Origin of the sequence: Thermodesulfobacterium sp. TA1 (genome assembly GCF_008630935.1) — a bacterium.
Taxonomy (GTDB): domain Bacteria; phylum Desulfobacterota; class Thermodesulfobacteria; order Thermodesulfobacteriales; family Thermodesulfobacteriaceae; genus Thermodesulfobacterium.
In genome coordinates, this window is record NZ_CP043908.1 from 138064 (window position 1) to 152985 (window position 14922).

A 14922-nucleotide genomic window follows, 5' to 3' on the forward strand; every position below is an offset into this window, starting at 1 on the left:
AACAACCTTTACCTTTTTGGCAGCATAAAGCTCTCCCTTGATATTCCTAAAGCCTTACAGGCAGCTCTAATCGTATATCAAGCTTTCTTAAGCATCTCTATTGCCTCTATCTTGTTTTTAATAGGTCCTTTTTTTGCCAGCTTCAAGAAATTTATCCCTCCATCGGTAATATAAGGTTTGGCTGATTTTATGCTCCCTGCATATATCAGCTACTGACCTTTTTCCTTTAGCCCCTCAAGGAATATTGTTAATTTTTCCTCTGCCGTCCATTACCTCTGTTCATCTCACACCTCCTGTCTTAATATTTTATCCCTACCTAACAAGAGAGTTTAACCTCTACAACTCTGGTGTGTCCAGTCCTTATGGGGTTCAGTATATTTCCCTGTATTTCGGCAATACAGAAACTTGATTTTTGTATATACATACATTAATCTTGTTTCTAATAGGTTAGGAGGTGATGTGTGGTGTGGTTAAGTGGTGTGGCAGGAGGTCAGGTGTTAAAAGCCTTTATTTTACAGGCTTTCGGTGATGGCACAGTGGACTCTGGATCCACGAGTGGAGGTTCGAGTCCTCCTCCCCCAGCCATTTATCTTTTTATCAACCTTTCTAAGGCATCTATAACTTCTTCTACTGAGATAGAACTTAAGCATTTATAATGCCCGTAAGGGCAGGTTCTTTTAAAACAAGGATTACAGGGCATTTTGTGCTGTAAAACTATAGCTTTGGGGTTTAAAGGGCCTGTTTTTTCGGGGTCTGTAGACCCAAACAGGGCTACTTGAGGTTTTTTAAGAGTAGCAGCAAGATGCATAAGCCCTGAGTCGTTAGAAACTATTGCTTCAGCTAAAGCAAACATACCTGCTACGGTTATTAAGTCGGTTTTTCCGCAGAGGTTATACACTTCTTTTACTTCTGTTTGGATAAAGTCTCCTACGTTTTTTTCTTTTTCTCCCCCTGCAACCACTACCGTCCATCCCTTTTTTACTAAGTTTTTAGCAAGTTTTTGGTAGTATTCCTTAGGCCACATTTTAGCCGGTCCGTAGGCTGCCCCAGGGGCAAGGATGATAAAAGGCTTTTCTTCCAGCCCTTTTAAAAAATTTTTAGCCTTAGTTATAGCCTCTTTCCCTAAGGGCAAAGAAAGGTCTCTGTGGTTGCAAGGAAGTTTTAAAGCTTCTAAGAGATAAAGGTAGTAATCCCTTTGATGAAGGGTTAGTTTAGGTGGTTTGACTGCTTTGGTTAATAGAAAACTTCTCAAATCTTTGGCATAACCCCATCTTTCCTTTAGTCCAGCCCTAAAAAACAGCCAGGCAGAGGAAAAGGAATTGGTAAGAAGAAGCCCTGTTTGGTGGTTAAAAGGTTTTAGAAGATTAAGGTTTTTCTTGAAGTTGCCTTTTTCATAATAAAGAACTTCGGTGTTGGGGAAAAACTTGAAAAGGTCTACGATAGACTGAGGTCCTAAGAGATAAATTTTTTCATGTTGACAGAGGTTGTGATATACAGGGGTTGCCATCAAGGCATCCCCTAACCAATTAGGAATGCGTATAACCATAAAACAGCCTCTTCACCACCAAGGTGGCGTAAGACCCTTTTTCTAAAAAGAAAATCAGTTTTACCTCATCGTCGGTTAGTTTTTCCCAAACTAAATTTTCTGGAAAGATAACCGCCGGTCTGGGATAGGTCTTGAAAACCAAGCCTTTGATAAAACTTCTTAGTTGAGAAACATTTTCAAGTCCTTCCTTTTGGCAGACCTTTTCGTAGAATTTTGGGATGTCTATAGAAGAGCTGTTTTTATCAAACCTAAGTTTAGGGGAAGGAAGGGGTAGTTTTAGGGTTTTTATACTTTCCCATTTGTTCTCGGGGACCTCTCGGTAAAAGAAAAGATCGCCTAAAAGATAAGGGGCTTTAAAATGGTTAAGTCCAAGTTTTTGCAGGATTTCTTTTAAGATTTCGTTCCAAAGAAAGCTCTGGTAGGCATTTCCAAGAAAAAAGAGATATTCTTGGTCTACTAAGTTCAAAGCCCTTTTAAAGGTGCGTTTAGAGGGTTTATGTTCTGCCAAAAATTGAAAAAGGTTTTTCTCCCAACTCAATTTGGCAAACTCTAAGCATTTTTTAAAGTCACCCCAATGTTTTTTAAGACAATCTCTAAGTTTTCTGTTTTTTTCTATTTCTACAGGGCTGGCTTCGGCAAACATTAAATAAAGGGCTTTTTCATAGTTACCTTTAATGATTTCCTTAGCAGCAAACTCTTTAGAGGTTTTTACTGAACCAAACCTTTGGTCATCAAAATAATTAGCTAATCCGTATTTTTTTACTAACTCTATTTCTTTATCCAATCGTTTAGGTTCTACACGAAAGTTTTTTACTCTAATTTCAAAACGGTTACCTAAAAGAAGGTCTTTTGACATAGGTTTGGTGGTTTGCCCTAAATAGATTAACTCAAATTCTTTGGTTTTGATGTCTTTTTTAGGACCGTTTTTGATGGTGATAAACTGTTGAGCTATAGCCTTTTTATCTTTTAACCCCCCAAATCCTATAGAGTTCATCGAAATGCGAATGAATTTGGCTATCTTCCCTAAAGCATCCCAAGTAGAGATGTTGTATTTTTTTAATAAATATAAAGAGAATTCACCCTTTCCTTCTGGAAAGATTTCTGCAACCTCAGAGACGATAAAATCTTCTAAGCTTTCTTTGATTTTCATCATAGCTTTTTCCAATATATCATAGAAGTGAGGTTTTAGTAAGATGCTTGTTTTATGTTTAAAAAGTATTAAATTTAAGTAAATATTTTTTAGTAGGAGGAAAAGGAAGGGAATGATTACTAAGCTTTTGTCAAAGATTGTAGGCACTAAAAACGAAAGAGAATTAAAGAAAATAAGACCTATCGTGGACAGGATAAACAGTTTAGAACCAGAGGTTAAGAAGCTTTCTGATGAGGCTCTTTCCAGAAAAACTATAGAGTTTAAGGAAAGGATAGAAAGAGGGGCAAGCTTAGACGAACTTTTACCCGAAGCTTTTGCTGTGGTTAGAGAGGCAGCAAGACGTGTTTTGGGTATGAGACACTTTGACGTTCAGCTTATCGGAGGGGTGGTTTTACATCAAGGAAAGATCGCGGAAATGAAGACAGGTGAGGGTAAAACTTTAGTAGCTACTCTTCCTGCCTATCTTAACGCTTTAACAGGAAAAGGGGTTCACATCGTTACGGTAAACGATTACTTAGCCAAAAGAGACGCCGAGTGGATGGGACCGGTTTATCGGTTTTTGGGTCTTACCGTAGGATATTTACAAAATCAAATGGATGAGGTAGAGCGTAAAAAGGCTTATCAGTGTGATATTACCTATGGAACTAACAGTGAATTTGGTTTTGACTACCTTCGTGATAACATGAAGTATTCCTTAGAAGATATGGTGCAAAGAGGTCATCATTATGCCATCATAGACGAGGTAGACTCCATCTTGATAGACGAAGCAAGAACCCCGCTTATCATCTCGGGTCCTTCTGAAGAATCTACGGACATTTATTATTTTGTAGACGAAATCGTCAGAAAGCTCAAAAAGGATATACACTTTACCGTAGATGAAAAGACTAAAAACGCTACTTTAACCGAAGAGGGGATTGCTGAATGCGAACAATTATTGGGAATAAAAAACCTTTACAACCCTCGTTATGTTAGATTAGTGCATCACATACATCAAGCTTTAAGGGCTCATCATCTGTTTAAGAGGGATGTAGACTATGTGGTTAAGGATGGCAAGATTATCATCGTAGACGAGTTTACCGGAAGGCTTATGCCAGGTAGAAGATGGAGTGATGGACTTCATCAGGCAATAGAGGCTAAGGAGCGGGTAAGGATAGAAGCAGAAAACCAGACCTTAGCGATGATTACCATTCAAAACTATTTTAGGATGTACGAAAAATTAGCAGGAATGACCGGAACCGCTGAAACTGAGGCTGCAGAGTTTAAACAGATATATAACTTAGACGTAGTGGTGATACCAACTCATAAACCTATGATAAGAATAGACTACCCTGATGTAGTTTTCAGGACTCAGAAAGAAAAGTTTGAAAAAGTGGTAGAAGAGATAGAACAGGCCTACAAGCAAGGCAGACCGGTTTTGGTAGGTACAACCAGCATAGAAAAAAGCGAACTTTTATCTAAGATGTTAAAGAAAAAGAAAATATCTCATCAAGTGCTTAATGCTAAACATCACGAAAAAGAAGCAGCCATCATCGCTCAAGCAGGTAGGTCCTATGCGGTTACTATAGCAACTAACATGGCTGGTAGAGGGGTAGACATCCTTTTAGGAGGTAATCCTGAAGGGTTAGCTAAGGCTCAACTTGAGGCTGAAGGATATGACCTTTCTGAAATAGATGAGAGAGCTTGGAACGAAGTTTTAGCCATGGCTAAACAAGGGATAGACCCTACAGAAAAATATAAAGAATATTGGGCTAAAGTTTTATACGAAAGATATTTAGAATGTCAAAAAGATGCAGAAAAAGTTAAAGCCTTAGGAGGACTTTACGTTATAGGCACAGAAAGACATGAATCGAGAAGAGTGGACAATCAGTTAAGGGGTAGGGCAGGAAGACAGGGAGATCCAGGGGCTTCTAAGTTTTTCCTTTCCTTAGAGGATGAACTTTTACGTCTTTTTGGTTCAGATAAGCTTAAAGGTTTTATAGAAAAGTTAGGGCTTCCTGAAGGAGAGCCTTTAGAGCATCCTTGGTTGTCAAGGGCTATAGAACAAGCCCAGAAAAAGGTAGAGGCCTATCATTTTGAGATAAGAAAACATCTTCTTGAGTATGACGATGTTATGAACCAACAAAGAGAAACTATTTATGCTCAAAGAAAAGAGGTGTTGAAAAGTGATTCTGTAAAAGACTGGATTTTTTCAATGATAGAAGAGACGACAAACGATTTGGTAGAAGAGGCTTTTATAGAAAGAAAGGAGCTTACTCATGAGGAGTTAAAAGGTTTGGTAGAAAGGGTAAAAGAGATTTTTGCCTTTAATGTAACCTTTGGTGAAGGGAAACATTCTAAAGAAAAGGTTTTAGAATTTTTGAAAAATACCCTTTTAGAGTTTTACGAGAATAAGGAAAAGGTCATCGGACCTGATAACATGAGGGCTATTGAAAAGTATTTCTTGTTAAATACGATAGATAATCTATGGAGAGAACATCTGTTGATGCTTGACCATCTTAGGGATAGTGTAGGCTTAAGGGGTTATGGGCAGAAAAACCCGTTACAAGAGTATAAACGAGAGGCTTTTCATCTGTTTGTAGAACTTATGAGAAAGATAAGAGAGACAACCCTTTCTTATCTCTTTAGGGTTGAAATAAAAGAAGCGTCAGAGATAGAAGGGGTGCTTGAGTTAGAGGAAGAGGTAGATACTCAGAAGCTTGAATACAAAAGAGAGGATGTTTTTGAAGAAAAGACAAATCCTGAAAAATCTCAACCAGTAAGGGTGCAAAAGGTGGGAAGAAACGACCCTTGCCCTTGTGGTAGTGGTAAAAAATATAAAAAATGTTGCGGTAAAAACTTAGAAGAGGAGGGAAAAAGTGAAATGTCCTAAATGTGGTTATGTGTTTTCTGAAGAGTATACACAATGTTTAAAATGCGGTAATACCATGACCCTTATTTTAGAGGTGTTGGGGGATTTTCCGTCTCCAGCAAAAGAGCCTTTTTTATCGGTTGAAGACTTTATGAAACAACCTCTTATAGAAGAGCCAGAAGGAGGAGAAACTCCTCCTCCCCCTAAAGAGATTGAGTTAAAATTACCTGAATAAAGGTTTTTTAAGGAAATCTATCTCCCCAGAAGTCTTTTTTAGTGCCTTCGGCAAGTTCTTTAGTTTCAAATAAGGCTTTCTGATAATAAAGAGTAACTACTTTTTTAGCCTCTTGGTAGATATTAGTATCAGGGAAGTTATTAAGGATATAAAGGACTCGGTTGTAAGCCGCCCGGTAATACCCTATCTTGTAGTAAAATTGAGCTACGTAAAATTCATGTTTAGCTAACTGTTCTCGAAGTTCTTTAATCCTTTTAGCTGCTTCAGCCCGATAAGGATTTTGAGGATAAGATTGTAATAGCCTTTGATAGGTTTCTATTGCCTTTTTGGCATAGGATTGGTCTCTGTCAAAAGTGAGCCTAAGTTTATAATAGCAGGTGCCTATTTGAAAGATAACATAAGGTATGGCTTCATTGTTAGGGTAGAATTTTTCAAAAGATTCATAAAGAGAAAGGGCCTCTAAGTATTCACCTTCCCAGAACTTAGAGTCAGCCATCCTCAACTCAGCCAAGATAGCCTGAGGACTTCCTGGATAAAGGTCTCTTATCTTTTTATAGTACTCGTAAGAAAGGTCATAGCTTCCTCTGTTAAAAAATCTTTCTGCATCTCTTAATAAGGTCCCTAAGTCTTCTTCTTCGGTTTTGCTAGATTTTTGAGAAATTTCTTTTCCAAATTTAGAAGAGATTTGAGATCCGATCTTAGAAACCGTTCCACATCCATAAAGACTAATCAATATGCTCAAACTAAAAATCCATAAAAGGATAAAGGTTGGTTTAAGGCTTTTAAGCATATACCTTTAAGCTAAAACTTTGTTTAAGGCGTTTACTATGGTGTTTTTAGAAACAGCCCCTACGATTACCTCTACAGGCTCTCCGTTTTTAAAGATGATAAGGGTGGGGATGGCTCTTATTCCATATTTTCCTGGGGTAATAGGATTTTCGTCTACGTTTAATTTCATTACCTTAACTTTACCTTCAAACTCCTCTGCTATTTCATCGATTATTGGTGCAATCACCCTACAAGGGCCACACCAAGCAGCCCAAAAATCAACCAAGACAGGGATTGGTGATTGGAGAACCTCCGTTTCAAAAGTTTCGTCCGTTACCTTTGGTGCCCCCATGTTAACCTCCTTTAAATATTTTAGTAAAAAAATACATTAACCTAAAACCCTAAAACTGCAACCCTTTTTATCCTAAAAAACCTCTTTTTAAAACCAAAAAAAGTTTTTTAAGAACGGTCTCAAGCTCTTTGTTAAATTTTTCATTTTTTATGAGAAAATAGTTATAAGCCATGACAGCCGGTATAGCACAAAAAAGCCCCATAGCAGTGTTGATAAGGGCCTCAGCTATGCCAGGGGCTACTGTAGCTAAACTGGCACTCCCTTTTAATCCAATATCATGAAAGGCTTTCATAATACCCCAGACCGTGCCAAAAAGTCCTATAAATGGTGCCACATTACCGGTTGTGGCAAGAAAACCTAAACCCTTATTTAGGTTCAAAAGCATCCGTTCTTTTTCTAAGGAAATCAACTCCTCAAGCTCTTTTTCAGCAAGATTTATCTTGAAACGCTCGTCAGCAATTTTGGGAGTAGCCGTCCTGAAGTAATAATCGTATATTTCACCAAAACCTGCTACCATCCTTTTAATCCCTTTAGAAATTAAATTTTGGTCTAAAGATTTAACCAATTTGATTAAACCTGAAAAATCTTTGGTGCTTTCAAGGCTTTTGTTAAAGTCTTCAAGATCATTGGCAAAGGATTTATACCTAAAATAATTGGCGATGATGTAATACCAACTTTGGATACTAAAAAAGACTAATAGTAAAAGTACGGCTTTGCCTACATACCCTGTTTGAGAAAAAAGTTTCCAAAATTCCATCTATCCTCTCCAAACCAATTCGTTGATGTCTTTTTCTATTTTTAGAAGGTTTTTTAAATACGTCAACCCTTTTAAAGCACCTTCTTTTAGGTTAAAGGTGTGTTCTGTTACGTAGGTGTCTACGTGAAGTTTTATCACTTCTTCATCAAGTTCTTGGGCGTAAAACTTTAGCAAAGGTAGCACCTCTTTCCAGTGTTCTTTTGCCCACAAAAGGCTTTCTCTAAAGGCGTTTACTAAGGATTGTTTGAGTTGAGGGGATAGGTCTTTTTTGATAAAAAAACCTCCTAAAGGCACCGGAGCCACTGTTTGTCTTTCCCAATATTCTCCCAGGTCACAAATTTGATAAAGACCATGCTTTTGGTAAACAAAACGACCTTCGTGAATCAAAACCCCTAAGTCAGCTTTTTTCTCTAAAAGAAAAGGTATGATTTGATCATAACGGACGAAGACCTTATTTATCTCACCTTGGTAAAAAAATCGAAAAAGCAAATGTGCGGTGGTATGCTCTCCAGGGATAGCTATGGTAAGGTTGGGAAAATCTTCTGGGCTGTAAGGTTTAAGGCTTACTATCAAAGGACCAGCCCCAAATCCTAAAGCCGCCCCTACAGGCATAAGTTCATAGGTCTGATAAAGTTTATCCCAGATGGCAAAAGAGGTTTTAATTACCGGTATGTGGCCTTCAATTCCTAATCGGTTTAAGGTTTCTATGTCTTCAAACCGAAAGGTTAAGTTTATCCCTGGGTTTATCCTTTTTAATAAAAGCCCAGAAAGGATAAAAACGTCGTTAGGGCAAGGGGAAAGGGCTATGGTTAAAGGTTTTTCAGACATTTAGCCACCTCTCTTAAGACCTGAGAAGCTTTATTTAAATCCCAGGGTTTGTCAGGTGCTTCTAAAAGATTGCTTATTACCCTTACCTCTAAAAGCTCAATCCCCAGTTTTTCTGCAGCCTTAGCTACCCCAAAGCCTTCCATGTTTTCTGCAACCACTTTAAATCGATTTTTAAAAAAAAGGCTTCGTTCTGGGTCGTAAGAGGTTGCACAAACAGTAGCCATAGGTCCAACTAAGGTTCTCAGCCCCTTGTTTTTAAGCAGTTTTTCTACCTTTGATACTAAAACTGAAGGAAATTCTATTTCTTGACTTACCTTCAGTTTTTCTGGGAGACTTTCATAGCGGTCTTTATGTTTTCTTCCAAAATCAACCCATACTTCTTTAGAGGCAATCACCACGTCCCCTTCCCTTAATCCGGTATTAGGATAGCCACCTGCCCATCCTATAAGCACAAACCTTTTGTCTAGGTTATTCTGGAAAAGAAGAGTACAGGTCACCGAAGCTTCAACCACTCCTATCCCGGTTAAACTATATTCTATATCTAAATCAGAAATAGAAGAAGCCTCAAATTCTGAAGGTACAAGAAAAGAAATCTTTTTCATTTCAAGGCTTCTAACTCAAGGTTATCATCAAGGTAGACTATTTCCCCATGAATTCCTAAGGATAAAAGTTCTTCTAAAATAAAATCTACCTCGTTGCACCGGATAAGATTTCCTTCAGAATAGAAGGGAAGATATATTCTTACTTGAGGAGGGTTTAATCCCACAGCCTCTACCTCTATCTTTGCCTCTTCAGGCAGGCCTTTAAGTCTTTCTTTTAAAAATTTTTTGGTAAAAAGTTTTACATCTTTTAAATTTTTAAAACTTTTTTTCACCTCAAAATGCCACTTCCCATTTTTAAAAAACATTTTACCTTTAAAAATAAAAAATAGCAATCAAAAATGAAGGCTTATATAGGAACTTCTGGTTGGAGTTACTATTCGTTTAAAGGTATTTTATATCCAGTAGAAAGTAAGCCTAAGGACTGGCTTTCTATTTACGCTAAACATTTTAACACCGTAGAGGTTAACGTTACCTTTTACCGACTTCCTTCTTCTAAGACGTTTGAGAAATGGTATGCAGAAACCCCGGAGGATTTCGTCTTTTCGTTAAAGGCACCCAAGATTATTACCCATGTAAAAAGATTAAAAGAGGTTTTAGAGGATTTAAGGGAGTTTTTAAAAAGAATAGCTGTTTTAAAAGAAAAGGCTAAAGTTTTACTTTTTCAGTTTCCCCCGTCTTTAAAGTTTGAGAAGAATTTGATAGAAAACTTTTTAAAGGTTTTACCTTCTGATTATTTAATGGTTATAGAAATAAGAAATCAGTCTTTTCATACAGAAGAGTTTGTAGATATGGTTAGAGAAAAAGGGATATGTCTTTGTTTTTCTGATTGCGGGAAAAGATATCCTTCCTGGTATGAGGTACAGACTACAGATTTTTTGTATGTTAGATTGCATGGAAGAGAAAAACTTTACGTTTCTAAGTATAAAGAAGAGGAGTTAAAAGCTTTAGTTAAAAGCTTAAAAAGGTTTGAGTTTAAAGAGCTTTTTGTTTATTTTGATAACACAGCGTTAGGGCATGCGGTTACAGATGCTTTAACCTTTAAGTCCCTTGTAGAGGTTTAGGATAGGTCTTCTTCAGCGAGTGCTTGATAGAGCTTAAAAAGATGTGGTATTTCTTCATCTTGGAAAAGGGTTCTAATCTCTAAGATGTCTGGTTTGATTTTAAGGAAGACATCTACCAGTTCAGGGTCAAACCGAGTCCCTTTTTCGGATTTAATGATCTGTAAGGCTATATCATAGGGTAAAGCCCTTCGGTAAGGTCTGTTTGAAGTGAGGGCATCAAACACATCGGCTATGGCTACTATTCTTGCAAAAAGAGGTATTTTTTTACCTTTTAACCCGCAAGGATAACCTTTCCCATCCCATCTTTCGTGGTGATAAAGGGCGATTTTTTGAGCGGCTTTAAGGTATTTTATGTTAGAACCTTCTAAAATTTTAGCCCCTATAATCGTGTGAAGTTTCATGATTTCCCATTCTTTTGGGGTAAGTGGGCCAGGTTTAAGAAGGATCTTGTCAGGAATACCTAATTTACCTATGTCATGAAGCGGAGAGGCGTATTGAAGGATTTCTATTTGACTTTGGGAAAGTCCTATGGCTTCTGCGATCCTACTACAGTAAAAGCTTATTCTATGAATGTGGGATCCTGTGTGTTCATCTCTGTATTCTGCAGCTTTAGCAAGCCTATGAATAATTTCTAAGGAAAGCTTTCTTATCTCTTCATGTGCTTCGTTTAACCCTAAATAAATTTTCTGAATTTCTTTGGTTTTTTGAATTACCTCTCTTTCCAGGTTGGCTTGGTAAGTCTTTAAAAACTCACGATATTTTTTATTTTTACTTAAAGTTTTTATCCTTACGAAAAGCTCTGGAATAAAAATCGGTTTGGTTAAAAAATCGTCTGCTCCTGCTGCAAGACAGTTAATTTTAGTTTCTAAATCGTTTACCCCGGTAATGATGATTACCCCTATTTCAAAGGTTTGATTGTTGTTTTTGATAATTTTACACAAGGAAAGACCGTCCAATCCAGGTAATAGATAGTCTATTAGAGCGATGTCTGGGTTTACTTCCTCAAGCTTAGCCAAAAACTCTTGCCCAGTTTTCGCAGAAAAAACCTTAAATCCTTCTAAACTTAAAACCTCGGCTAAAGAGGTTCTAATATGGTCGTCGTCATCTACTAAAAAAACCTTGGTATGTTCAGGCGCTTCTATCTCTGGCAAAAACATCTTTCAGCTTCCTTTAGGTCTTCCAAAGTATTTAAATTAATAAAATTTTTGGGATTTACCAGACTGTCTTTTAATATTAAGACTCTCCCTTTATTCATAAGATGATTAAAAAATCTAAAAAGGCTATACTTAGGAGACATAGTGAAAAAAGTTTCTATTTCATCTTTTAGCCATACAGGATATACCCCAGGAAAAGGTTTTATTTTTTCTTGTCCTTGGGAAAGAAGGACAAACCCATGACAAAAGATCTCAGAAAGAGAGGTTAAAAATTTAAGAAAGCTAAGTTCTACCAGAGGTTGGTCTACTGCTAAAAAAAGCACGCTTCCTTCGTTAAAAGCTGAAACCCCAGACCATATCCCTGAAATAGGGCCCTCTATCTTAGGATTTTTATCATAGATAAAAGTAAAATCTTTTTGAGAAACCCCCAGAGCTACTAAAGCCTCAGTTATTTTTTGAGCTTGGTCCTTATTTTTTACCGAAAAATATACCGGTAATTCAACCTTTTTAGCAATTTCAAAAACCCAGTAAGCTAAAGGTTTTCCTAAAAAAGGTTTTAACGGTTTTTCTCCTCCTATTCTTTCTCCTTTGCCTCCAGCCAATACCACTACTTTCATGAGGGAAGTTTTCTTATTAGATTGATTTTACTGCCGGAGACAGGGTCTTTTAATACCTCTAATACCAAAGGAAAAGATTCCTTCATCTCCTTAAGATGAGAAATGATCCCGATAATCCTTCCGCTTTTCTCAGAAAGATTTAGTAAAATTTCTATCACTTTATTTAAAGTATTTTCGTCTAAACTCCCAAATCCCTCGTCTATAAAAAGGGATTCAAAAGGTTTGGCTTTAAAAAGATAGGTGATGACGTCAGAAGTCCCAAGGGCAAGGGCAAGGGTAGCGATAAAAGATTCTCCTCCTGATAGGGTTTTAACCTCTCTTTTATCTCCGGTAAAGTAGTCAAAAATCTCAATTGATCCTCTTTTTTGTAGAAAGATCTCTTCTAAAAATTTATAACGCCCAAAGGAAAACTCCCATAAATAAGTGTTAGCCCTCTGAAAAATTAGCTTTGCGAACATAGAAACTACAAAGGAATGAAAAGAAATTCCTTTAAGGTTTTTCCCTGAGATAAGGTCAACCAGTTTGCCTAAAACCCTACATTCTTGCTCGGTTTTTTTTAGGTTTTTTTCTAAGCCTTGATAGGAGCTTAGAATGGTTTCAAACTTTTCTATTTCGTTAATCTCCATCCCTATTTCTTGATTGACCTTGGTAAAAAGGTCCTCTACGTTTTTCTTTTTTTGGTTTAAAGCCTCTAAAGCTTGAGCTATTTTTTTTTCTAATTCTTCTAAGGTTTCTTGGCTTAGAATTTTTAGCTCTCTTTCTATTTCTTCTTTCTCTGCTTTAAGTTTTTCTTTTTTTTGATAAAACTCATTTATTTCTGCTTCTAAATTTTGGATTTTAGCTATTTCGGTTTTAAGGGTTTCGAACTCATAAAGTTGTTTTATAAGGTTTTGCCTTTTTAAAGGCAAAATTTTAAGTATTTGGTCCTTGTAGTTTTTTAGCAAATGTTGTAAGAACTCTTTTTGGTTTTTTAGGTCTTGTGCTACGGCGGTTTTCTCGATGCTATAGTTTTTTAGGTCTTGTTCTACTTGTTTTTTTTGATTTTCAAACTTAGCGATTATTTTTTCTTCATGATCGATCTTAGCCTTTAAAGCCTCTAACGTGTCTACTTGACCTTTTAAATCATTTAACAAACCCTCAAGACGTCCTTTTAAACCTAACAGTTTCTGTTTTTTACTTTCTAACTCACCAGAAAGTTCTTTTTCCTTTTCTTCGTTTTGGTTAAGGGTTTCTTTTAAGGTTTGGGATAGAGATTCAAGCTCTTGGATAGAAGAAGGATGGTTTTGATACAAAGAAATAAGGTCTAAATGTCTACTTTTTTGAGTGTCTATTTCGGTTAATTTTTGGAGTATTTCTTCTTCTTTATCTTTATAAGGGAGAAGTTCTTTTTTAAGGTGTTCAAGTTTTCCTTCAAGCTTATCAAAATAGGTTTTAGTCTTTTCTAACTCAGCATTTTTATTTTTTAATGCCAACTCAATTTTTTTTAACCTTTCAGTAAAATTTTCATCTTTGATAGGGGCAGGATGATGGGTGGAACCACATACAGGACAAGGCTTATCCTTTTCCAGAAATTGGGATACCGCTAAAGCTAAGTTTTTAATCTCAAGGTCTCTTTTCTCCCGCTCTAACCGATGTATTTCTTGAGAAATAGATGCGATTTTTTCTTCTATTTCTGGTTTTTTCTCTAAAATTGTTTTTAGATGGTTAAACTTTTGGGCTAAATCTCTTAATCGTTCTTCATCTTTAAGAAGACTTTGAATTTTAAGTAAAAGGTTTCTTTTTTCATATATTTCCTCTAAATGAGCTTTTAGTTTTTTAATTTTTTCTTGGATTGACCGGACCTCTTGTTCTTTTTTTTCTACCTCGTAAGAAAGTTTTTTGACCTCCTTTTCTAAAAAGTTTTTTTCAACGATTCTTTCTTTTAATTGTTTTTGGTTTGCAACCTTTATCTTAAGTTTTTCTATCTCAGGGGCTTGTTCTAAGAGAAACTCTAACTTTTTAGAAAGGTTTACTAAAATTTGAGACAAGCTTTTTTCTTTAGCTAAAAGGTCTTTAATTTCTATGTTTTTATCTAAAATTTCCTGTTTTAATCTATTTACGTTTTCATAAAAGGGAAGGTATTCTTTTATTCTTTTTAAAATTTCTAATCTTTTTTCTTTTTGTTTTATTTCTTCTTCAAGGGCATCAAGGTTTTTAAGTGTTTTAAGGATTTCTTGATATTTTTTTATAAGGGATAAAAGGTTTTGTTGCTCTAATATTTGGGAGGTTAGAAATTCTTTTTCTTTGGCAAGCTTGTTAGCTTGAGATTCTAAGCTTAAAAGACGATTTTTTTTGTCTCTTATTTTGTTTTCAAGGTCCTCTATTTTTTCAACCTTTACTAATTCTTTAAGTTGTTTTTCCTGGTCTAAAAGAGATTGGAGTTGGGCTTTAAGGTCCTTTAGTCTTTGTTTTAAAAATTCCTCCAAGTTGACAAACATAAAGGTATCAAAAATCGTTTTGAAAAGCTCTTCTCTTTCGTTTGTGTTTGTAAGAAGGATATTACGGTATTCTCCTTGGGGTATCAAAAAAACCTTTTTAAACTGATCGGCGTTAAGCCCGATTAATTCTTGTATTTTATGGTTAATTTCTTGTTCTTTATCTGAAAAAAAACTTTCTTCTATCCAGAGGCTTACTTTTTTGGGTTTACCTTCATAAGGGAACCTGCGTTTAATTCTGTAGACCTGACCGTCTAAAAAAAATTTAAACTCTACCTCAGGAATAACTTCAGAATGGTTTTTGGTAAGGGTTGAGATAAGGGATTTAGGGTCTCGTTTGTTTATCGTAGTGCTTCCATAAAGGGCATAAACAATAGCATCAAAAAGCGTGGTTTTTCCTGCCCCTATCTCTCCTGAGATCAAGAACAAACGATTTTCGTTTAATTCTTTAAAAACCTCTTCACTAATCTGAACACTTAGGTAGGGACCCAATCCTTTGATAGAAAGGAAAAGAGGACGCATATGATTTT

15 protein-coding genes are annotated in these 14922 nt (G+C 36.2%); 3 read left to right on the forward strand and 12 right to left on the reverse strand.

The genetic code is table 11. From position 1 onward, the window contains the following. Positions 1-117: 117 nt before the first annotated feature. From F1847_RS09475 to truD, 3 genes are all read right to left on the reverse strand, one after another. Positions 118-204, reverse strand: a complete 87-nt coding sequence (locus F1847_RS09475; RefSeq protein ID WP_150072738.1) for a hypothetical protein — start codon at positions 202-204, stop codon at positions 118-120. Between the two features lie 382 nt (positions 205-586). Beyond that, the gene (gene waaF, locus F1847_RS00650; RefSeq protein ID WP_150071188.1) at positions 587-1546 is read right to left on the reverse strand and encodes a lipopolysaccharide heptosyltransferase II; all 960 of its coding nucleotides are present in this window, start codon (positions 1544-1546) and stop codon (positions 587-589) included. Further along, the gene (truD, locus tag F1847_RS00655; protein ID WP_150071189.1) at positions 1527-2696 is read right to left on the reverse strand and encodes a tRNA pseudouridine(13) synthase TruD; all 1170 of its coding nucleotides are present in this window, start codon (positions 2694-2696) and stop codon (positions 1527-1529) included. The genes waaF and truD overlap by 20 nt, the downstream gene beginning before the upstream one ends. 112 nt (positions 2697-2808) lie before the next feature. Here truD and secA point away from each other — a divergent pair, with 112 nt between their 5' ends. Continuing rightward, positions 2809-5565, forward strand: coding sequence for a preprotein translocase subunit SecA (secA, locus tag F1847_RS00660; RefSeq protein ID WP_150071190.1), 2757 nt, complete (start codon positions 2809-2811; stop codon positions 5563-5565). Then, the gene (locus F1847_RS00665) at positions 5552-5779 is read left to right on the forward strand and encodes a hypothetical protein (RefSeq protein WP_150071191.1); all 228 of its coding nucleotides are present in this window, start codon (positions 5552-5554) and stop codon (positions 5777-5779) included. Before secA ends, F1847_RS00665 begins: the two co-directional genes overlap by 14 nt. 7 nt (positions 5780-5786) lie before the next feature. On the opposite strand, the gene F1847_RS00670 is transcribed toward F1847_RS00665, so the two are convergent. The 6 genes from F1847_RS00670 to F1847_RS00695 form a co-directional block, all read right to left on the reverse strand. Further along, positions 5787-6521: an outer membrane protein assembly factor BamD gene (locus F1847_RS00670; protein WP_168194226.1), complete on the reverse strand. Its 735-nt coding sequence runs from the start codon at positions 6519-6521 to the stop codon at positions 5787-5789. 54 nt (positions 6522-6575) lie between these two features. Next, the gene (gene trxA / locus F1847_RS00675) at positions 6576-6899 is read right to left on the reverse strand and encodes a thioredoxin (protein WP_150071193.1); all 324 of its coding nucleotides are present in this window, start codon (positions 6897-6899) and stop codon (positions 6576-6578) included. 67 nt (positions 6900-6966) lie between these two features. Then, on the reverse strand, positions 6967-7656 hold the full coding sequence (locus tag F1847_RS00680; protein WP_150071194.1) for a MotA/TolQ/ExbB proton channel family protein: 690 nt from the start codon (positions 7654-7656) through the stop codon (positions 6967-6969). Further along, positions 7657-8484 (reverse strand): 1,4-dihydroxy-6-naphthoate synthase, encoded by an 828-nt coding sequence (locus F1847_RS00685; protein ID WP_150071195.1) that lies wholly within the window; start codon positions 8482-8484, stop codon positions 7657-7659. Further along, positions 8466-9086 (reverse strand): hypothetical protein, encoded by a 621-nt coding sequence (locus F1847_RS00690; protein WP_150071196.1) that lies wholly within the window; start codon positions 9084-9086, stop codon positions 8466-8468. Before F1847_RS00690 ends, F1847_RS00685 begins: the two co-directional genes overlap by 19 nt. Next, entirely contained in the window at positions 9083-9358 is a 276-nt protein-coding gene (locus F1847_RS00695; RefSeq protein WP_150071197.1) for a hypothetical protein, read from the reverse strand. The genes F1847_RS00690 and F1847_RS00695 overlap by 4 nt, the downstream gene beginning before the upstream one ends. Positions 9359-9424: 66 nt before the next feature. On the opposite strand from F1847_RS00695, the gene F1847_RS00700 reads away from it, so the two are divergent. Beyond that, on the forward strand, positions 9425-10147 hold the full coding sequence (locus F1847_RS00700; RefSeq protein WP_150071198.1) for a DUF72 domain-containing protein: 723 nt from the start codon (positions 9425-9427) through the stop codon (positions 10145-10147). Here the strand turns inward: F1847_RS00700 and F1847_RS00705 are convergent. From F1847_RS00705 to F1847_RS00715, 3 genes are read right to left on the reverse strand one after another with little or no spacing between them, the layout of a single operon-like run. Next, entirely contained in the window at positions 10144-11304 is a 1161-nt protein-coding gene (locus F1847_RS00705; RefSeq protein WP_150071199.1) for an HD domain-containing phosphohydrolase, read from the reverse strand. The genes F1847_RS00700 and F1847_RS00705 overlap by 4 nt on opposite strands. Continuing rightward, positions 11286-11918: a molybdenum cofactor guanylyltransferase gene (locus tag F1847_RS00710; protein WP_150071200.1), complete on the reverse strand. Its 633-nt coding sequence runs from the start codon at positions 11916-11918 to the stop codon at positions 11286-11288. The genes F1847_RS00705 and F1847_RS00710 overlap by 19 nt, the downstream gene beginning before the upstream one ends. Continuing rightward, positions 11915-14914, reverse strand: a complete 3000-nt coding sequence (locus tag F1847_RS00715) for an AAA family ATPase (RefSeq protein ID WP_150071201.1) — start codon at positions 14912-14914, stop codon at positions 11915-11917. Before F1847_RS00715 ends, F1847_RS00710 begins: the two co-directional genes overlap by 4 nt. Positions 14915-14922: the final 8 nt, after the last annotated feature.